Consider the following 20436-nt stretch of genomic DNA (forward strand, 5'->3'; position numbering starts at 1 on the left):
GCTTCTGATGGTGGCGCCCGGTCAGCGCGCTTCGATCACGTGCTCCTGAGCCCGCGCGATCAACCAACTTTCGCGCAGCAGCCGCCGGACTTCGGCGGCCACGTCCGCGTCGAGCGTGGCAGGATATTTGGCGGTCACCGCAAAGATCTCGAAACATGAGCGATCCGCCGAGGGGAACGGCCCGAGCAGATCGCCCACGGCGGCATTGAAGATCTTCGCCTCGATGTCGGGCTTCAACGAACCGCGCAGCACCTTGCCGATCACACCGCCCGCTTCGCGCGTATCCGCAATGGAATGTTCGCGTGCCATGTCGGCGAAACTGTCCGGATCGTCGTGCAGATACGAGATCATTTCCTTCGCCTTGCCCTCGCTGTCCAGCACGATGTGACTCACCTCGATGGCATCGAACTTCGGTGAATTCAGCGCGAAGTAGTCTCTGACCGCCGCGTCGTTGCCGACCTCGTCGAGCATCTTCTCCTGATAGAGGCCGTCTGTAATGAAGGCCTCGAATTCATCGAGGCTTACGTTGAGAACGTCGAGGTACTGGTTCATGTCGGTCGCGCGATGCAGTCCGCGCACGCGGCGAAATTGATCGGCGCGCTCCTGGATTTCGTCGGCGGTGACGACAATGCCCTGCTTTTTCGCCGCATGCACGGTCAGCTTGTCGCGCACGATCTGCTCTATCAGGCTTTCGAACTGCCCTGTCAGTTTCAGAAGACGAATGAACTCGCCCACATCCACGACTTCATCGTCAATTCGCACTATCGCGGTCATGTTGTCCGCTCCTTTGATTAATGGGTAATCCGCACAGTCAACCTGCCACCTGTCTGAACGGATCGAGGCCCAGGTCGATCAGCCGCCGCTCCCGCACCACGATTTCCGCGCTGGCAGTCATGCCGTAACGCAACGGATAGCGAGTACCGGCGATCTCGTAGTAGTTCTTCTCCAGCGTGACGCGGCCCTCGTAGACGGGCTGCTTGTCCGGCAGCGAGGGCTTGGTGGCCGGAGAAATGTAGGCGAGCGTGCCGCTGATCAAGCCGTAGCGCTGATACGGAAATGCGTTGAACTTGAGCTTGACGGGCAGTCCCTCGTGCAGAAATGCGCGATCATGCTCGGCGATTTCGATCTTCAGTATCGGCTTGGCGTCTTTAGGCGCAATGCCGCCCAATGGTGAATTCGCCTGGATCTTGTCGCCTCGCTGGGTGGACGTGACATCGGTAATCACACCGGAAACCGGTGCGAGAATCAGCAGAAAATTGTCCTTGTCGATGTTCTCGAAACGGATTCGCGCGGCGGCTTCGGATACGAGCCGTGCGCTTTGCAGTTGCAGCCGCACTTTGTCTTCCGCGTCGGTGATGTCGCGCACCGCGGCGTCGTATTGCAGTTGCAGATCGGTGGTTTGCTGGCCGCTCGTTTCCAGCTCCGCATTCGCTTTCGCATACTCGTGGCTCAAACGGAAGTCCAGTTCCGCGAGCTTCGACTGCGCGACGCGGTAAGCGTTGTCCGCTTCCAGCGCCGCCGTTCGTTTCTGCTCCACCTGCAATTGCGCAATGCCGCCTCCACCGGGCTGCGCAAATAGCTGCGAATAGCGGTCCAGTTCCTGATGGGCGGCCTCGCGCACACGCCGCGCGTTGTCGAGCACACTGCGTGCTTCGTCGAGTTCGGCCTTCTGCCCTTCGGCAAGCTTGGTCGTGCCTTCCGAAACACGGTTTTCGTGCAGACGGGCTTCCACTTCCATTTGCGCCTTCAATGCAGCGGCTTTTCGCTCCATCAGCGCTTTCTTCTGCGGGAACTGCTTCCAGTCGCGCTCGGCATCCTCGAGTTTCAGTTGCGCTTGCAACGCATTGCTCGCGGCCTCTATCGCGCCGCGCGCATTCAATCGCGCGAGTATGTCGCCTTTCGACACGGGCTGTCCTTCCGCGATATAGAGATCAGCCAGCTCGCCGTCGATAGGCGCGTAGATGCGGCGCACTTCCGATTCGGGCGACAGCGTGCCCTGCGCGGTGACGATCACATCGGCGCGCCCGACGAACGACCACAGCAAGCCCGCCACGACGAGCGCGACCATGGTCCAGATCAGCGCACGCGCGATCCGCACCGGCTCGGCGGTGAGTATCGCGATGCCTTCCACGCTGTGGTCCTCCAGCGCTTCCGCCAGCGGCCTAGGGTAACTGTCGCGTTTCACTCTGCTCGCCTCCAATCAACGCCAGCTTCGCCTTCAGAAGCGAGGGATCCAGTACCATCCGCAGCTCGGTCAGCGAGCGGCGCTGCAACGTCGTCTCCGCGTCGATATCCGCGAGCAGGCGGTCGAAATCCGCGGGATGGTCCGCTTTCAGTTGCGAATAGATGCGCACACCCTGCTGTGCCGCCGCCTGTGCGTCGGACAGGAGCCGCGCCTCATTGCGAAAACCCGGTGAAATGCCCGCCTCCAGACGCTGCGTGCCGCCAATCGGCCCGCTCGCGCGATACTGCTTCCACAGGCTTTGCGCGCGCAGCATCAGGTCTTGCGCGCGCGCCAGCGCTTTATCGTGCAGCGCGGCGACGTCTTTCTGGATGGATTGTGCAAACCACACGTCCGTTGCAGGATCGAGGCTCGCGTAAAAGGACAGCAGACGCTGGTCGTAATCCTTGCCGCCGCGCGTTTTCTGCAAGTCGTTGTATTGATCGAGAAGCGCTTTCTTGTGGGCCGCTTCGGCAGCGAGGACATCGGACCACGGGCCGGCAGGCATCGACTGCAATCCGGCCAGCGCCTGCTGGGTGTCACCGCGTTGCCATGCCGCCGTTACGGCGTCGTGCTGCTGGACCACCTCGGCGGAAGGCAGACGCGTCGCCGCCAGTTGCGCATACTGCGCCTGAAACGGCGGCGTGCTGAAACGCGCAGTCTTCATGAGCGCGAGCAACGTGCTCAACTGACGGCCGAGCGCCGCCTCCAGCACAGCACTGTATTGGCGCAGATCGTCGCGCACGCGGTCAAGGCCGGCGAGCCGCGGATAGCGCTGCGCGTAATCGTCGAGTACGGATGGCAGCGCTGCGGGCTTGTCACGCGCGAGCTCGGTGCGAATCGTGCCATCCAGGCGCTCGATCGCGGCAAGGTAAACCGAATCGTCGCTTTCCAGCTTGCGCAGATGACTCATCGCTTGCGCGTAAGGCTCCGTAAATACGGGCACATATGACGCGATTCTGTCGAGCGCACGCTGGTGGCTTTTCGGGTCGTCCTCCCAGCGCTGCAGCAAACCGTCGATCGCGGGTTCGTCGTGATAGATGCGAATCGGCGCCTCCACGCCGCCGCGCCCGGTGACGAAGCGCTCCAGATCGCCCACCCACTGCAGTTCTCCAAGCAGGGACGCCGCATCAGCATTGTTCGCGGTCGACGACTTCATGTCCGCAAGCAGCGCATCCGCCTCCTGGAACTGGGCCTTCTGCAGCGCATTGAGCCAGCCGGGCAGCTTCGCCTTGAGCAGCGCTTCGCTCGCGAGCGCGCTGACTCTCGTGTCCGTGGGATGACTCGCGAGATAGCTCTTCGCGGACTGCACCGCACTCGTATAGTCGCCGCTCGCCAGCAGGCTCTTCAGCTCGCGCTCGGACGAGCCACGCATGTAAAGCGTCAACGCGACGGCGGCGATGAGCACGACCCCGGCGCTGCCCCATGCCGCGATGCGCCGCAGGCTCGCGCGGTCGTCGCCGGCAAATGCCTTTCCTAGTTCGCTCGCCACGAGCCGCCAGCGTTGCGGCTTGCGTCTCGTTGCACCGGCGACGCGGCCAGCGCCCGAGCCGTTAGCGGCGCTCGTCGCGGCATGGCCGCCATTTGCGACTTTGGCCGCGCCCGCCGCCGCTGCACCGCCCGACGGCCCGCGTTTTGCCTGTAGGCTCGCGGCGTTCGCGGCCTCGTTGATTTCGTCCTCGCGCTGCCGCGCCGGATCGACGCAGAAAATGTCGAGGAACGAATTCGCCGCGCCGACGAACGTCGTCTTGTCGGCGTCGGCGGCCTGGTCGGCGGCGGGATCGAGGAGCAGTTGCGTCACGGTCGGTTCGACCTCAGGCGGTGTTTGCAGCGTCACCCTGTAGACGAAGTGGTCTCCGCCAAATGCAACGACGTCGCCATCTGCAAGCGGCAGCGCGGATTCGTCAAGCCGCTTTCCCCCGACGAATGTGCCGTTCGTGCTGCCAAGGTCTTCCACGTAAAGCTGCTCGCCCTTCAGATAGATGTGCGCGTGCCGGCGCGAAATGTAGTTGACCTGATGCGGGTAGCGGTCCTTGTAACGCGCGAAGACTTCGTCGGCCTTGCTGACCAGAAATGGAAAGGCCTGTACTTCAACAGGCTGAAGCCCGAGATCGTCTCGCTGCGGCACGAGCACCAGGCGCGGCGTGCAGCTTGCGCTGCTGCCCGCGACAATGCGTGCGCGCGGCTCGATGCTCACGCGATAACACAGGTCGCCGCCAAAGCACAGTTCGTCGCCGGCACGCACGCGGGCCGGGGTCTGCCGTACCGCGATGCCGTTGACGGTGGTGCCGTTCTTGCTGCCGAGGTCCGCGACATAAACTGCGCCATGCTCGATAAAGACGCGGGCATGACGGCGCGACAGACGCGCAATGCGCTCGGCGGGGTAATCGTTGAACGGCGCTTCGCTGCGGCCAATGGCGAACAGACTGTCGACAATGCGGATCGCGTCCAGCGCGGGGGGCTGCCCTGACGCAACGGGAGCAAGCAGCACGTCGAAAGCGGTTTCGACTGTCGCACGCGTCTCAGCAATCGATGTTTCGCCGTCGGCCATTTTATCCGGATCACTAATCGTTTACCCGCTGCGGCGGGAGCGCAACGGACTCAGCACGAAGGACGACGGCGAAAAGACCTTGTTTTAAGGAGCCGTCGTAAACGCGGCCCCTCAAAGATTGTAAGTCACGCATCGCGAGTGTCAATTGCCAGTCGTCGGCCAGTCGCCGGTTTGAGAGCCGCCCGGCGTGCGGCCCGAAATCCACAAGCGACGTCGTGTGCACAGCATGGCGGATTAGCTCAATGTTCCTTTACTTGTGCACGCCTTCTGCACTACTTCTCTTTGACCTGCGCCTGCACGTCCACAGTCGGCCAGCCGCCGCCGAGTGCCTTATATAGCAGCACCGTGTCGGACAAAATCAATTGATGATTGGCCAACAGCGACTGCTGTGCATCGAGCAGCGTGCGTTCGGTTTCGAATACCTCGAGTTGCGACACGACACCGAGCCGCAGTTGCGACTGAATCTGATCGGCCACGATCTGCAGACGATCCACCTGTTGCTGCAATTCAACTCTCTGCGCCTTGTGCGCATTCAGATTGACCAGCGCGTTTTCCACTTCCTCGAATGCGCCCATTACCGTGGCGCGGTATTGCTGCTCCGCGACTGTCGATTGCGCCTGCGTCACTTTCACGTGCGCACGCACACCGGGGTCGAGTAGTGGAATGTTGATGCTCGGCATGAAGCCGAAGGTGAACGACTTCAGCAAGTCGGTCAGCGCGAAGCTGGCGGTGCCGCCGTGCCCGGTCAAACTGATAGAAGGCAATTGCGCGAGCTTCGCCTGACCGACGAGGTCATACGCCTCGAGTACACGGAACTCCGCGGCCACGATGTCCGGGCGCCGCGCAAGCAGTTGGGCGGGCAAGCCGTCGGGCACGCCAGGCAGCTGGACGCGTTGCTGCAAATGACCTTTAGGCAAGCGGAATTCGCCCGCGGGTACGCCCGTCAGAGTACACAGCGCGTTATTGGCCAGATCGCGCGAGCGCCCCAATTCGAGCAACTGATTCGTCAGGCGATTGATTTCCGCCTGTTGCCGCAGCACCTGCGTCTGCGGGATCAGGCCGCTGCGGCGCTGCCCTTCGTAGATGGATAGAATCTGCCGGTTCGCGGCGAGGGTTTTTTGCTGCTGGTCGATCTGGTCGTCGAATTGAAGGATCTGAAAATAGGTGCTCGATACGTTCGACACCAGTTCCAGATAACCGGCACGCCAGTCGGCTTCACTGGCATGGAATTCCGCCTTCTGCGCCTGCACGCCTTTTTCGACTTTGCCCCATATGTCGATGTCCCAGTTCACCTGGGTCGCCACGTTATATTGCTTGGAGAACGTCTGGCCCGTGGTTTTCTGGAAATCGGCGCCGCCGCCGAGATCCATCGTCGGCAGGGCGCCCGCTTTGGCCTCGCCGATCTGTGTGCGCGCCACGTCGATACGCGCGGCCAGCACCTTGATGTCGAAGTTGCCGCCTATGGCCTTCGCAATCAGCGAGTCGAGCGTCGGATCGTTAAAGCCCTTCCACCACTCCGGCTCGATCGTGGCCGCCGCCGAGACAGGGGCGCCCTTCTGGCCGGTCCATGACGTTTTCGCCGGTGTGTCGGGCCGCTTGTAGTCCGGCATGCTCACATCGACACAGGCACACAGCGCGGCGGCGCATAGCGTTGCAGCGCATAGCCCGCGCAACGCCGCCGTTGTGGGGTGCTTGAAGAAGCGCTGAACGATCTGTGAATCAGGCAACGCTGACACGATTGTCTCCGGTGACGCCACTTCACTGCGCGACACGAGTCGCACGCTTTCAGTAAAGCATCTCCCGCGCCGCTTCACCATCGAAGCAGTGCATGAACATGGACCGGGGAGATGTGCGGTGAAGAGATGTCGCGTGAAAAGAACGATTGGACCTGCGGACTTTTTGAGGATCGGCTGGCGGACGCGCGGGCCGGCTGGCCTTTGCGTCCGCCCATGCCGCTTACGACACGTAGATGTTGTTGCTCGACGTCACATGCGGATCGATGGTGGTCGAGACACCGGCAACGAAGGCGGCGTTGTTGCCGTTCGCGTTCTGGATGTTCATCGTCGTGCTGATCAGTTGCGTCGCATCTACCTTCTTGCTGTTGTTCGGCGCATAGACCGGCGCGAAGTTCAGATACGACGACGACGGATACAGGAAGCCCGTGCCGCCGCGCACAGCGCTCATCGCCTTGCTGTCGAGTTGTTCGGTGATGGACAGGTCTTTGATCATCAGCGTGTTCATGGCAAATCTCCTGAAGGGAAGGTCACAGCGTTTCGGTTGGGTTCGAGCAACTTGTCTGCTCGAGCATCACTAACGCATGGGCTGTGCCAGTTTTATTTCCCGGTCCTAAGAAATCTGCGAAAGGGCCTTGAATCAAGGCTTTGAGAGAAATGGGGCGCCGCTGACCGCGCATGTGACGGCGCCCCGTCGTACTCAATGTGATGGATCGCAGCCAACAACCGGCGCGAAACGGTTGGCTGCGGGGTGACATGCATTGAATCGTAACGCGCGCCGCGATTGCCGCAGTCAACGCGCGATGACCGTGATCTTCTTCGAATACACGGGCGGGCTGTGCGGGACATGCATGTCGTCGCCCATCAGCAGCTGCAACGTATGCTTGCCCGGCGGCAGCTGGATCGTGGTTTCGGTTTCGCCTGCGCCGCAGTGCAGGTGATTGCGGTCCGAGGGTATCTCCTGGTCCAGCGGCGGCAAGTCGGTATCGATCAGCAGATGATGATGCCCCGTGTTCGGATACTTGACGCCCTTCGGCGCGACGCCCATATAACGCAGTCCGAACCACACGCGAAACGGCTTGTTGGCGGGCACCACCTGGCCGTCGTTCGGATAGCCGATATAGGCATATGCGCCGTGAGGGGAAGGCGCTCCGGCCGCCGCGGCGAAATCCGCCGCGCCCCATGTGGCCGACACGACCAGTGCCGCCACTGCGATGAGCTTGTACATGAAGGTCTCTCCGTCCTGAGCAGGCCGCAATGAACGCGCGGAACGCGCTAGTCTTTCTGCACGGTGATGGTGATTTTTTTCGAGTACACGGGCGGCGTATGCGGCACGTGATTGTGGTCACCCAGAATCAGTTGCAGCGTGTGCTTGCCTGGCGGCAGCTCGATACGCGCATCCGTTTCGCCTGCGCCGAAATGCAGGTGATTGCGGTCCGACGGAATTTCCTGGTCGAGCGCGGGCAGATCTGTATCGATCAGAAGGTGATGGTGCCCGGTGTTGGGAAACACGATGCCTTTCGGGCACACACCCATGTTGCGCAAACCCATCCGCACCCACAGCTTGCCGCCGTGAATCACGGCGCCGTCGGGTGGCCAGATGATGTACTCCTCCGCACCGGGCGGCGACGCAGTCGATTCCGCGAAAGCCGCGAGCGGCAGAGCGGCGCCGGCAATGGCCACGGCGAGCACCGCACGCGAAACTGCACGTGTGACGCACAGCCGCATCATGGCTATCGAACTCGGGTTGGGAACAGCGGGGACGTTGGTTCTTCGCATGGCGCACTCTCCCGAAGAGCGGTCGTGACCACCTCGACTGCGTAAAGGCAGCAAAGGCGTTGGTGCTGCGGTCGCGGGCGCGCGCGCGATGCGGCCGCCGCGTAGTTAAAACGACCGTGCCGCGTTGCTTTGTGAATTAGCTTAGGACGTAACTTGCCAAAAAGATACGCCATGCTCGTTAACCGTATAGCGCACTCGGTAAAAGTGTTGGTTGTGGCCCGCCACGCGCGTGCTATGGTTGTTGATACGCTGCAACGCGGCTCTTGGAAAGCGCGTGGATGCAACCCATAGCGGCGATGACGCGGTGCTCGAATGCCTATGTTCTGTCCGGAACAAACAGGATGCGAAGATGTGGCGAATATTCCTGCTGGTGTGGATGGCCGGGGCCATTCTGTTGGATTGCGGCAGTGCTTTTGCCTCAGCGCCGCGTGAGAGCACAAGCGCGGCGAATGCGGCAGCGGCGGAGCCGGCGCTTTTAGCGCTCCCACCCTTTGCCCTGCGGCACGCCGGCGCGTCGCCCATTGCGCTTGTCATAGGCAATGGCGCCTATGGTCTGCATTCCGCGAACGGTGCAGATTCCGCGGACGCTATCGAGCGCAACGCACCGCGTGACGCACAGGCCATGGGCGACCGCTTGCGTGCGCGCGGCTACAACGTCGACGTGCTGGTGAATCCAACACCGCTGCAAATGCGGCGTGCGGTTGCCCGATTCGGCAAGCGTCTGCGTGCCGGCGATGTCGGCCTGTTCTATTTCGCCGGCCATGGCATGCGCGTCGGCGCACAAACCCTGCTGATTCCCGCCGGTCTCGACCTCCGCTCGCCCGCCTCGCTGGTCCGCGAGGGCGTCGATCTGAGCGACGTCTTGCAGACCATGCACGCGTCGGGTAACGGCGCGCTGAATATCGCAATTATCGACGCGTGTCTCGACAATCCCTTCACCGGCGAAGTCGCGGGCGCGTCGGCGCTTCCGCCCAACACGCTCGTTGCGTACGCAACCGCGCCGGGCAGCTTCGCAGCGGACGGCAGGGGTCATGGCATCTACACCCATGCGTTGCTGCGCGCCCTCGACGAGACACCCTCGCAGCCCCTCGCGACCATGCTGGCCAGCGTTGCCGCGGAAGTCGAGCAAGCGACCGGAGGCGAACAGAGACCGTGGATCGCGTCATCGTTGCCTGGTTACGAGGCGGCCGCGCAGGCTGCCGGCAGCGCGGCCGCCGGGCCGCTCCCCAATGACGACACGGTCGTCGCACCGCACAGCCGAGGCATTTTGCCGAAGGACAGCAGCGAGCAATACGAAATCACCTTCTGGGATTCGATCAAGGACAGCAACTACCCCGCGGATTACGAAGCGTATTTGAAGGCCTATCCGAATGGGCGCTTCGCCACGCTCGCGCATGCGCGAATCGATCGGCTGCGGGCGGCGGCATCCAATACGCCCACGCCGACCGCGCCGGCGCAGCACCCCGCGCCCCCGGTTCAGCCTGCGCAGCAGAGCGCGCGGCCCGCGACACCCGCTGCGCCTGCCGCGCCCGCAGCCTCCGCCACGCAAGAGCGCGCGCGCACCGCCGCGACGCCGCCCGCCGCGAGCACGGCTGCGCCTGCCGCGCCGCCGGTGTCGTCAGCGGCGCAAAAACCGGCCGCCCATGCGCCATCAGCCGGAGAAAGCCGCGACTGCGCGACGTGTCCTGTCATGATCGCGCTGCCCGCTGGGTCGTTTTCGATGGGTAGCAACAGCGACGACCCGTCGGAGAAGCCCGTCCATCACGTGACGATCGGCGCGCCGTTCGCTATCGGCAAGTACGAAGTGACCGTCGAGCAGTGGAATGCCTGCGTCGCTGCGAATGCATGCCCGAAGCTCACACCCGAAACGAACACGAACAAGGCTGCTCCCGCGCGTGATCTCAGTTGGGACGACGCGCAGCAGTACGTCAAATGGCTCACCAAAACCACGGGAAAACCGTACCGTCTGCCCACCGAAGCCGAATGGGAATACGCGGTGCGCGGCGGCACGAGCACCGCTTATTGGTGGGGCGACCAGATGCGCAAGGGCAACGCGAACTGCAAGGACTGCGGCGAGCCGTGGCACAAGGAGGGCCCCGAAGCCGTGGGTTCTTTCGCACCGAACCCGTACGGCCTCTACGACATGAACGGCAGCGTCTGGGAATGGACCGCCGACTGCTGGCACAACTCATACCAGTCCGCCCCCGCCGACGGCCGCGCGTGGGACAGCCCGGGTTGCGACATGCGCGTGATTCGCGGCGGCTCGTGGCGCGAAGGCGGCGGCTACATGCTGAGCGCGACGCGCTTCAAATACAGCGCGGGCGTGCGCCAGTCGCAAGACGGTTTCCGCGTCGTCAAAGACCTGAAGTGATCTGCTGAACGAAGCTCGACAACGCGCCGTATGCACGTCACGGCGCGTGAGGCTTTGTGGTAATCGGCGCAAAATCGGCCAGGATTCGGTCGCGGCCGTATTTCGCGGCAATTTGCGCGAGCCGCGTGTCGAGTGCACGCAGATAATCGGCGCGCGGTTCCGCTTCGGGACGCGGCTTGTCGAATAGCGGCGCGGGCGTGATCAGCAGCACGACCATCTCCGAGCCGAACGGTTTGGCAATCACCCAGTCGCCCGCGCTGCCGACCGTCGCCGCGTAGTGCGGCGGTGCCTGGTTGTCCTTCGCACGCGGGCTCGGCACCATATGAACGACATTGCCGTCGAGCTGGTAATAGTCGAGGTTCACATACGAGTCGTAGCCGGGCGTGCTGACATCGACAACCAGTGCATCCCCCTCGCTCAGTTGACCGCTCGGCGGACGCACCTGCAAGCCCGCAACGTGTCCCGCTTGCCAGTTCTGCGTCCAGTACGGCGCGAGCGCCTTCACGGTGTCGCATTTGTCGTCGGCAAGCGGGGCGACGTCGAGCTTCAGCGCATCCACGCCAGGCAGCGCCATCAAACCATCCTTCAGCCGCGCAACGCTATAGCGTTGCGACAGGTAGCCGCGAACGCTCAACGTGTGATCCTGCGTCGCGGCCGATAGCGCCGAGCATGGCACCTGCGCGAGCACCGGCGTGACCGCGGAGAGTGTCAGCGCGGGCTTCGGCACAGGAGGCGGCGGCGCGACGAACGCCGCGGAAGCATTGGCCGCCGAAGCGCTTGCCGAAGGCAGATTCGCGCTCGCGGCGTCCGCTGCCCCGCTCGCGGGGCCCTCTGTCCCGCTCGTCGCCGCAGCCACTGTTCCGCTCGTCTGCGCCGGCAATGAAGCGGCTTCGCCGCTCGCGCCTTGCGACGCGCCGGCGGCCACCTGTGCTTCGCTGTGACGGCTCGGCCCCGAGCGCCACGCAAACACCGCGACAGCCGCCGCGCAAATCACTGCAGCGCCGGCGAGCCCTGCCTTCGCCAACGTCCCCGACTTCTCCGCGCGAGCCTCGTTGTCGAACTCGGCGATGAAGCGTGTCACGCTCGGCATGCGCGTGGCCCGGTCGAAGGAAAGCGCGGCGCGCAACGCGCGCCACTGCCTTGCATCGAGATTGGGCGGACGCTGCGGCTTGAATTCGGCGTTGCGCGCCTGCGTAGCCGACAGGCGATCAAACGGGTGATGTCCGGTGAGCAATTCATACGTGATGCAGCCAAGCGCATAGATATCGTCGCGCGGGTCGGGCTCGCGATGCTCGATCATCTCCGGGCTCGCGTAGGCGGGCGTCAGCGCGCCAAGGCTGCCGGGATCGAACACGGTGGCATCGCTCTCTTCTTCCGGCCGCTGAAACACGCGGGCGATGCCGAAGTCGATCACCTTGACCTCGGCATTCGTCGTGAGAAAGACATTGGCGGGTTTGAAGTCGCAATGCACGAAGCCGCGTTCGTGCGCGTACGCAAGCGCGCTGCACATGCCGCGCACGATGGGCAGCGCCGCACGAACCGGCATGCCCTGATAGCCCGGCGTGCGCAACAATTGGCTGAGCGGCTTGCCGGACAGGTATTCCATCGTCAGATAGACGATAGGACCATCGCGATCGAAGTCATACACCGTGATGATGTTGCGATGCGCGAGCACCTGCGCCTTGCGCGCCTCGCGCTGCAACGCCACGAGCGAATTCGGATTGCCGCGGAACTGGACGTTCAGGACCTTGATCGCAAGATAGGGTTTTCTGTCCGATGCCTCGAGCTTGCGCAAATCCAGCGCCTTGTACACCGTCCCCATTCCGCCGACACCGAGGCACTCTTCGAGAACGAAGCGGTTATTCAGCGTATCGCCGATGCCCTTGATCTGATCGTGTCCCGCCGCGTGGATTCCGTTAGCTGTACTTGCCGATGCGCCTGTACGTCCCGCGCCAGCCGGAACCACCGAGGGAATCTCCACTGTGGTCTGGATACCGGTCTCCTCGCCGCCGGCTGCGACATTCGATACGCGCAGCAGCTCGATACGACGCCTCACTTCGATATACAGGTCCTCAGGCAGCGGCGCCTTGCGATGCGCGGTGCCGAGCATCTCCAGCAGCTGCGTGGGGCCGAGGCCTTCGGTCACCAGCGTGCTGTCGAGTTGAGCGACGAACTCCTCGCGGGACAGCTCGCCGTTCTGGAAGTCGTGAATTACACGCGCAAGGCTTGCCATGTTGTGCGAAATGCCGCCGCTGCCGTCCGCCCCGATCGCATGCGAACAGGGGCGCTCCGGCCGATAGGAAAGCTGTCGTAACCAGTTACATGTGCCGCTTCGATACTAGCTCCCGCCCTGTGCTTTCGCAAACCAGGATTGCCCCGCGCGCGGCGCGCGTCTCGCGTATCGCGCTTGTCGCGCGCGATCCAACAGAATGCGGTGCGTTGTCGGGCGCACGCCACCACTCGCAACCCGCGGCACGCCTTCAGCGAACTGATAAACAACCGGTGCGCTGCGCCGAAAGCCTTGCGGGTCAAGGCATCACGAACTTTATTAGGAACCTTGAATAAATCTGGCACAGGCCGTGCATTAGTGACGCTCGAGCAGACAAGTTGCTCGAACCCAACCGCAGAACCGCAACCTTCCCTTTCAGGAGACTCACCATGAACACGCTGATGATCAAAGACCTGTCCATCACCGAACAACTCGACAGCAAGGCGATGAGCGCCGTGCGCGGCGGCTTCGGCCCCTCCACGTCGTACTTCAACTTCAGCCCGGTCTACGCGCCCGACTACAGCAAGAAGGTCAACGCGACGCAACTGATCAGCAACGAACTCAACATCCAGAACGCCAACGGCAACAACGTCGCGTTCGCTGCCGGTCTCAGCTCGACGATCAACCCGTCCGTCACGTCGAGCAACAACATCCACGTGTAACACGCGACGAGGCGAAGCGGCCGCCTGTTCGGGCCGTTTCGCCTCGCGCTGCGCACCGCCTTCTTCCTCGCACCTTTGGAGAAACACCATGTCATCCCTCATGATTCGCGATCTTTCCCGCACCCGCGAACTCGACCGCCGCGCCATGTCCGCAGTGTCCGGCGGCACCGGCAGCAGCGTGCCGGGCGTGCCCACGGTCGGCGGCCTGAGCGGCATCGCCAACGTCAACGTCTCGGTGAACCAGAACCTGAACCAGCTGCAGTACGTGAATGTTGCGGCGCTCAACAACGTCGGCGTGATCGGCGCTGGCTTCGTTCCGCTGCACCTGAATGTCAGCCCATCGCTGTGGGCAGCCAACACCGCTGTTGTGTGACGGCGTGCAGTAGCGAAGGACCGGGGGCTTCCCTACTGCCGTCTTGCCACATCCGGCAGGCAGGTTAAAAACAGATTTCCTATACTCATAGTGCGACGAGACCTCAGCACATTGCACGGCACCTACGAGCGCCAACCGGACCATCGCGACGGTCGATCGCTCGGCTTTCCCGGCGAACACATCATGGCCAAGCTTCTCATCAAAGACCTCGCAGACAGCGTCGAACTCGACCGTGCGGCCATGGCCGCCATCGTCGGCGGCGCACGCATTGGCGCGCGACTGACAAGCGCCGCGCCGCTCGTGCCCACCTCCGCGCGCGTCGTCGAATACCCGCCCGGCTTTCCCGCCGCGCATCAGACCATCGTGAAGGTGGCCGCGACGCGCAACACGCGGCGCGGTTAAATCTACGCCTGGATTCGCGCCTGGATTCGCGCTTTGATTCGCCCTTACGTTCCCGCTTAATTCAACTCGGCGGCGGCACGTGTCATGAGCACGTGCCGCCTCTGTCTTTTCCGTGCGACGTTGAGCGACGCCCTCGTGCCGTGAGCTCCTGAGCGCCCCCGCGAGCCAACACTTCGCGCGCTTTCTGTGGGTTCCGCCCGCACACCTGGCCGCTAATTTTTCTCCATCGCAATCGGTTCTGGGCGGAGGCGCGGCGCGCTTGCCTGCCTGGCCTCGCGTCCGCGGACACTGGGCCGACCGGCGCTCAATCTCGCGCAAATTGGCATACGCCTTGCAGAAATCGCAACGAGCACTCCGTCGTGCTCGTTCAACCACTTCAAGGAGTATTGCCATGAAATCCACCGTCATCATCAAGGACCTACCCCGCGGCGTCGACGCGGCCGACGAAGAAGTCACGCTCTCGGCCGAGCAGCGCAAGCTCGTCCGCGGCGGCCGTTCTGTCGTCGTTACAGTCGACGGCGGCGGCGCCGGCCACGTCGACGACTTCGGCATCAACACCGCCATCTTCGAAGGCCGCATCAAAGGCACCTATCTGTAGGACGCTCGAGATGCCCGCAATTGGAAACCGCCGCGCGCCGCGCTGCTGCGCGAGACGCGGCGGTCCCCCAGCGCGCCGGCCACCTCGCCCTTGCTTTCTGTATCAATCGATATATAATGCAGTTCTATATCGACTGATACAGAACCCACCGGGTCCGGTGGTAAAGGACATTCATCATGGCGCGCCCCCGCGGATTCGATGAGAACGAGGTGCTGGAAGCAGCAAGCGCAACCTTCTGGCAGAAGGGCTATGAAGCCACCTCCACGCGCGACCTGGTCAAGTGCACCGGCCTCACCCAGCCGAGCCTGTACAACGCCTTCGGAGACAAACGTGGGCTGTATCTGCGCGCGCTGGAGCACTACCTGGACCACTCGTTGCGCGAGCGCATCAGGCGCTTCGAGACCAGCATGCCGCCCGCCGAAGCCATTACCGGCTTTTTCGACGAAACCATCGAAAGGTCGGTCGCCGATCCGCACAAGCGCGGCTGCATGCTCGTGAATTCTGCGCTCGAAATTTCATCGGAGGACGAAGCATTCCGCCAGCTTGTCGCGACTGAGATCGCCGAGATTCGCGCGTTCTTTTATCGCTGCCTCGTTGCGGCTCAAAAGAGCGGCGCAATAGCCAAAACCGTTTCCGCCGATCACGCCGCCGCGCATCTGCTCGCCACCGTGCTGGGCATGCGCGTGCTGGCGCGCATCGATCCGCAGCGTGCCGTGCTCACGAGCGCTGTAGCCAGCGCGCTCGCGTTGCTCGGGCTGCCGGCGCTGCCGGCAAGGCACGGCGACGTCTAAAGCCACGCGCCTCACGCGGCGCCCCTTTCGCACTTTCACCGACATCCGGCGCGACGTCATGCACGTTCCCCGGTAAAGGAGTCGTCATGTCTACAGCGCCCTCATTGACCTCTTCGGGCTCGACATCGCTCGATGCCCGCGCGCTCTTTGCCACGTTCGCCGGACTGAGCGGCAGTCTCGTCGCAATCGGGCTCGCACGCTTTGCGTACACGCCGCTGATTCCCTCGCTGATTCAGGCGCACTGGTTCACGTCGTCGCAAGCCGTCACGCTCGGCGCCGCGAACTTCGCCGGCTATCTGATCGGCGCGCTGATCGGCCGGCCGCTTGCGTCCGCGTTATCCAACCGCACCGCGTTGCGCATGTTGATGGCCGTGGTGACCGCCGCGTTCTTCGCGTGCGCGTATCCGCTCTCGATAAGCTGGTTTTTCTTGTGGCGTTTGCTGTCGGGCATCTCCGGCGGCGCCATCATGGTGCTGGTGGCTACATCGATTCTTCCGCACATTCCGGTGCCGCGCCGCGGCTTTGTCAGCGGCATGATCTTTCTGGGACTCGGCCTCGGCATTGCCGCGTCCGGCACGCTGATTCCCGAACTGCTGCATTTCGGTCTGCGCACGGCCTGGCTCGGTCTTGGCGCTGTCGCGCTCGTACTGACAGCGGTGAGCTGGTTCGGCTGGCCGTCGAGCAATCCGCCCGCGCCCATTGCCTCGGCGACTCGTCATCTTGCTCCGCAAAGCAATACGCTCGCGCTGCGCGTGCTGTATGCGCAGTACGCGGCCAACGCGCTCGGTCTTGTGCCGGCCATGATCCTGCTCGTCGATTACGTGGCCCGTGGTCTCGGCAAAGGCGCGGCAATCGGCGCGAACTACTGGGTGCTGTATGGGCTTGCGGCGATAGCAGGGCCTGTGATCGCGGGCAACATCGCGGATCGTATCGGTTACGGCAAGGCTTATCGCGTGGCACTGCTGCTGCAGGCAGCGGCTGTCGCCATGCTCGCGGCGTCAGGCAACCCGTGGGTGCTGGCCGTGTCGACGGTGATTCTCGGCATCTTCACGCCGGGCGTGGTGCCGCTCGCGCTTGGCCGCATTCATGAACTCGTGCCGCACGATCACACCGAACAGCGCGCCTCGTGGAGCCGCGCGACAACAGCGTTCGCACTCTTCCAGGCGCTTGCCGGCTACGGCTATTCATACCTGTTCTCGCATTCGCATAACGATTACGCGCTCATCTTTGCCTGCGGCGCAGTCGCGCTGGCGCTGGCATTCGTTGCGGATCTCATTGCTTCGCGGGCCGCAACCACGCGCACGCCGGCGGTGTGAGCGCCGACTCGCCCCGCCTTGGGCACGATGCTTGCTCCGGCTAGGTGACGACGCTGTCCGATGCACGCGCGGGGCACATCGCACCATGTGCACCGTTGCTTGCGAGGCGGCTCCATCACCAAGCGGAGGTCATATATGTTGGGAACTATTCTTCTGGTTGTGCTGATTCTTCTCCTCATTGGCGCGTTGCCGACCTGGCCGCATAGCCGCTCGTGGGGCTATGCGCCTACGGGTGGTCTTGGCCTCGTGCTGATCATCGTGATCGTGCTGCTTGTCGCGGGCGTCATCTAGCGAGTCGCGCGACGCAATAAATCAGTCGATCAACACGAGCCTGGCCGCCGGATCGCGATGCAGGGAACTGCTCGCCTTCCGGCGGCCTCGTCACATCTGAAGGTACAGAGGCGCGCATAAGCGCCGAGGAATTGCGATGGAAAAATTGCCGATATGTCGATGGACGATTGGCAGACCGTGCTTGGCACCAATCTCACGGGACAGTTCCTCACGGCACAAGCCGCAGTGAAAGAATTCCGCCGGCGCGGGGCAACGTCCGTGTCGAAAGCGCTCGGCAAAATTATCTGTATGAGCTCGGTGCACGAAGTCATTCCGTGGGCCGGGCATGTCAACTACACCGCGTCGAAGGGCGGCATTCAGATGTTCATGAAGTCGCTCGCGCAGGAAGTAGCGCCGGAGCGGATTCGCGTCAACTCGATTGCGCCTGGCGCGATTCGCACCAAGATCAATCACGACGCGTGGGACACGAGCGCCGCACGCGAAAAGTTACTGCAATTGATCCCTTACGGGCGGGTCGGCGAAGTAGAAGATATCGGCAAGGCCGCCGTGTGGCTCGCATCCGACGAAAGCGATTATGTTGTGGGCACAACCTTATTCGTGGACGGCGGAATGACGCTCTATCCGGGATTCGTCGGCAACGGCTAAACAGTGCGACATTTGGAACGCGGCGGCGGCACGCGCGGTGAATACCTCAGGCACGCGCCATGCTGAATCTCCGTCGTATTCCAACTCGATACGAAAGGAGAGACATCATGCCTTACCTACTTGGCTGGCTTCTGGGTGTTCCGGTGATCGTGCTGGTGATTCTGTACCTGATCTTCCATTGATCATTCGAAACACGCTCCGTGGCGCGGCCCTTACGTGGCCGCGCGTCTCTTTCATGCCTCGATTCGCGCGCCAGTGCCCTACATGCGTTCGGGCCCGAGCGAGCGTTGGCTGCGACCTGGTAGTGTCGCAGTTTCCCCTCATGCTGGCTTCGGTAAAAGCAGCGTCATACCCGTAGCGGCTTGTGGCCGCGCGTGGCTGCCGGACGGTTGGCGAGCCGGACGGTTCTCCCGGGCGCGAATGCACCCTGAAAATATACCGGCAGCCGTGCTGGATAGGCTTCCTAAAGCGCGAGCCCACACGGCGACTCCAGGAATGTTCTTCCGATAGAATGACGTCTGACCGAACAATCTTCCTATCCCCGACATGAGCACCAAGACCCGCGCGCTGGACAATCAGGACCGCAGAATCCTCCGCGCATTGCAAAAGAATGCGCGCGTGAGCAATGCGGAGCTTGCCGAACAGGTCGGCATGTCGACGACGGCTTGCTGGAACCGCACGCGTCAACTCGAAAGCGAGGGCTACATTCGCGGCTATGTTGCGCTGCTCGACCAACAGAAACTCGGCCTCGCCGATATCGTGCTGCTCGAAGTCACGCTCGATCGTCACGACGACGACGCCCTCGCCCGCTTCGGCGCGGAACTGGCGACCCTCACCGAAGTACTCGAGGCGTATCTGGTGTCCGGCGATTACGACTATCTGGTCAAAGTGGCCGTGGACGGCACGGCGGGTTATGAGCGCTTTCTACGCGAAAAGCTCTACAAGATCGCGGGCATTCGTCATAGCCGTTCCATGTTCGCGCTGCGTTGCATGAAGAGCATTCCGTCGGTGCAGATCTGACGCGCGGCCACGGGCCTCAACTTTCGCGCAGCGGTTTTTGACACGCGGCGAGCAGCGCACCCCCCGCGAGCAGCAGCGCGGAATAGATGAGACCGCGAGCCAGACCCGCTCCGTCCGACACCCAGCCGATCACCATCGGCCCGACGATCTGCCCGAACGCGAAAGCGATGGTGAACGCGCTGATGCCCTTGGCCCAATGGCTCGCCGGCAGATTGTGGCGCACGAATGCCGTCGTCGATGCCACAGCGGACAGGAACGTCGCGCCGAACAGCGCGCCGGACGCAAAGGCGATCCACGGTTGCGTGAAGAGCGCGGGCAACAGCGTTGCGACGGCGAGCAGCGCATTGAGCACGGCGAGCGCCTGACCGCCGCGCATGCGGTCGAGCAGCCCTGACCACACACGCGCGGAAAGCACCGTCGTAACGCCCAGCAACAGGTAGAACGCCGTTACGACTGCGGCGCTCATGCCCGCGTTGCGCAACAGCGCGACGATAAACGTCATGTAGCCGATATAGCCGACGCCGAACAACGCATAGCCGGCGAGCGCGCAAGCAAAGCGGGGCCAGCGCGCGGCGTGATCTGTGGCCACGCGTTGCGCGGCCGGTGCCGCAGTAGCGTGCAAGCCCTCGATTTTTCGCGCGGCGCCAACGGCCGCCACGGTCAATACAGCGCACGCGGCAGCCAGCGCAAACCACGCGAACTGCCAGCCATGCGCGCGGTTGAGAATCGTCAACGGCACGAGCAGCGACGCAGCAACAATGCCCCATCCCGTGCCGCCGTAGTACAAGCCGAGCACGAGTCCCGCATCGCGTGGTCTTGCCGATGCGAGCCGCGCCGCCAGCACGCCGCCGCTGATGAAGATCGCCGCGCTGGCCGCGCCTGTGATCACGCGCAACAGCAGGAGCAGGTTGGTGTCCGCGACGAGACCACTGCCGGCCATCAACAATGCCGTCGCGACGCAACCCGCGACGAATAACGTGTCCACCCTCGAGCGACGCGCAATTCGCGGGAAAGCCAGCGCGCCGAGCAGATAACCGAGCGCATTCGCGGTGTTCATCGCGCCGGCTTCGGCGAAGCTCCAGTTCAGGTCGAGTTTCATCGACGGCAACAGCAGCGCGTAGGCGAAGCGCGCAAGCCCCAGCGCGATCGCGCTTCCCAGGGACAGCGCGGCGGCTTGCAGCAGGGTCGGCAAGCGTTGTGCGGCTTCGTCGACGACGTTGGAATCAGCAGCTTCGGATGGATGGGTCGGCATGCGTTAGTGCGGAAGACGGGACCTTGTTGCGAGGCCGTTTTGCTGGTCGATGCAGGATTTTTCGCGCTTCGCCATCATATCTGGAGACGCCGCGCGGGGCTGACAGTTAGTTGCATCTTGCCAAGCAAAAAAAGCCGATGGAACGCGTTTGACGTCGGCGCG

At 63.1% G+C, this 20436-nt stretch carries 18 protein-coding genes and 2 pseudogenes; 11 read left to right on the forward strand and 9 right to left on the reverse strand.

Translation table 11 applies throughout. The features are described from left to right. Window positions 1-21 precede the first annotated feature (21 nt). The 7 genes from HV711_RS03210 to HV711_RS03240 form a co-directional block, all read right to left on the reverse strand. A complete protein-coding gene (locus HV711_RS03210) occupies window positions 22-774 on the reverse strand; it encodes a peptidylprolyl isomerase (RefSeq protein ID WP_013591082.1) in 753 nt (250 codons plus the stop codon). A gap of 37 nt (window positions 775-811) precedes the next feature. Continuing rightward, window positions 812-2185, reverse strand: a complete 1374-nt coding sequence (locus HV711_RS03215; protein ID WP_035481545.1) for a beta-barrel domain-containing protein — start codon at window positions 2183-2185, stop codon at window positions 812-814. Next, window positions 2163-4772: an FHA domain-containing protein gene (locus tag HV711_RS03220; protein ID WP_175144996.1), complete on the reverse strand. Its 2610-nt coding sequence runs from the start codon at window positions 4770-4772 to the stop codon at window positions 2163-2165. Before HV711_RS03220 ends, HV711_RS03215 begins: the two co-directional genes overlap by 23 nt. 272 nt (window positions 4773-5044) lie before the next feature. Next, on the reverse strand, window positions 5045-6508 hold the full coding sequence (locus HV711_RS03225; protein WP_028361173.1) for an efflux transporter outer membrane subunit: 1464 nt from the start codon (window positions 6506-6508) through the stop codon (window positions 5045-5047). Between the two features lie 220 nt (window positions 6509-6728). Then, window positions 6729-7013 (reverse strand): hypothetical protein, encoded by a 285-nt coding sequence (locus tag HV711_RS03230; RefSeq protein ID WP_013591086.1) that lies wholly within the window; start codon window positions 7011-7013, stop codon window positions 6729-6731. A gap of 285 nt (window positions 7014-7298) precedes the next feature. Next, window positions 7299-7733: a DUF4399 domain-containing protein gene (locus HV711_RS03235; protein WP_035479992.1), complete on the reverse strand. Its 435-nt coding sequence runs from the start codon at window positions 7731-7733 to the stop codon at window positions 7299-7301. A gap of 47 nt (window positions 7734-7780) precedes the next feature. Next, the gene (locus HV711_RS03240; protein WP_035479993.1) at window positions 7781-8284 is read right to left on the reverse strand and encodes a DUF4399 domain-containing protein; all 504 of its coding nucleotides are present in this window, start codon (window positions 8282-8284) and stop codon (window positions 7781-7783) included. Between the two features lie 376 nt (window positions 8285-8660). On the opposite strand from HV711_RS03240, the pseudogene HV711_RS34065 reads away from it, so the two are divergent. Then, window positions 8661-9395: pseudogene (locus tag HV711_RS34065) on the forward strand (caspase family protein); the annotation flags it as partial. Further along, window positions 9381-10655: a formylglycine-generating enzyme family protein gene (locus HV711_RS34070; RefSeq protein WP_425195017.1), complete on the forward strand. Its 1275-nt coding sequence runs from the start codon at window positions 9381-9383 to the stop codon at window positions 10653-10655. The pseudogene HV711_RS34065 and the gene HV711_RS34070, both read left to right, overlap by 15 nt. Before the next feature lie 37 nt (window positions 10656-10692). On the opposite strand, the gene HV711_RS03250 is transcribed toward HV711_RS34070, so the two are convergent. Further along, window positions 10693-12888 (reverse strand): serine/threonine protein kinase, encoded by a 2196-nt coding sequence (locus HV711_RS03250; RefSeq protein WP_035479996.1) that lies wholly within the window; start codon window positions 12886-12888, stop codon window positions 10693-10695. Window positions 12889-13313: 425 nt separating this feature from the next. On the opposite strand from HV711_RS03250, the gene HV711_RS03255 reads away from it, so the two are divergent. From HV711_RS03255 to HV711_RS03295, 9 genes and pseudogenes are all read left to right on the forward strand, one after another. Beyond that, a complete protein-coding gene (locus tag HV711_RS03255; RefSeq protein WP_013591091.1) occupies window positions 13314-13586 on the forward strand; it encodes a hypothetical protein in 273 nt (90 codons plus the stop codon). Window positions 13587-13674: 88 nt separating this feature from the next. After that, window positions 13675-13959, forward strand: coding sequence for a hypothetical protein (locus HV711_RS03260; RefSeq protein ID WP_013591092.1), 285 nt, complete (start codon window positions 13675-13677; stop codon window positions 13957-13959). Window positions 13960-14142: 183 nt separating this feature from the next. Further along, window positions 14143-14361 carry a hypothetical protein gene (locus HV711_RS03265; protein WP_028361178.1) on the forward strand — a complete coding sequence of 73 codons (219 nt, stop codon included), beginning with the start codon at window positions 14143-14145 and terminating at the stop codon, window positions 14359-14361. 391 nt (window positions 14362-14752) lie between these two features. Further along, complete coding sequence (locus tag HV711_RS03270) at window positions 14753-14959, forward strand: hypothetical protein (protein ID WP_035479998.1); 207 nt, start codon at window positions 14753-14755, stop codon at window positions 14957-14959. A 176-nt stretch (window positions 14960-15135) separates the two neighbouring features. Next, the gene (locus HV711_RS03275; protein WP_035480000.1) at window positions 15136-15750 is read left to right on the forward strand and encodes a TetR/AcrR family transcriptional regulator; all 615 of its coding nucleotides are present in this window, start codon (window positions 15136-15138) and stop codon (window positions 15748-15750) included. An 86-nt stretch (window positions 15751-15836) separates the two neighbouring features. Next, window positions 15837-17066: a YbfB/YjiJ family MFS transporter gene (locus tag HV711_RS03280; RefSeq protein ID WP_028361180.1), complete on the forward strand. Its 1230-nt coding sequence runs from the start codon at window positions 15837-15839 to the stop codon at window positions 17064-17066. 135 nt (window positions 17067-17201) lie between these two features. Then, the gene (locus HV711_RS03285; protein ID WP_013591097.1) at window positions 17202-17357 is read left to right on the forward strand and encodes a DUF3309 family protein; all 156 of its coding nucleotides are present in this window, start codon (window positions 17202-17204) and stop codon (window positions 17355-17357) included. Between the two features lie 135 nt (window positions 17358-17492). Then, window positions 17493-18002, forward strand: a pseudogene (locus tag HV711_RS03290) (SDR family oxidoreductase); the annotation flags it as partial. Window positions 18003-18548: 546 nt separating this feature from the next. Beyond that, entirely contained in the window at window positions 18549-19022 is a 474-nt protein-coding gene (locus tag HV711_RS03295; RefSeq protein ID WP_013591100.1) for an Lrp/AsnC family transcriptional regulator, read from the forward strand. A 16-nt stretch (window positions 19023-19038) separates the two neighbouring features. Here HV711_RS03295 and HV711_RS03300 read toward each other — a convergent pair whose 3' ends face one another. Beyond that, window positions 19039-20274, reverse strand: coding sequence for a YbfB/YjiJ family MFS transporter (locus HV711_RS03300; protein ID WP_035480003.1), 1236 nt, complete (start codon window positions 20272-20274; stop codon window positions 19039-19041). Window positions 20275-20436: the final 162 nt, after the last annotated feature.

Origin of the sequence: Paraburkholderia phenoliruptrix, assembly GCF_902859825.1 — a bacterium.
Taxonomy (GTDB): Bacteria; Pseudomonadota; Gammaproteobacteria; order Burkholderiales; family Burkholderiaceae; genus Paraburkholderia; species Paraburkholderia phenoliruptrix.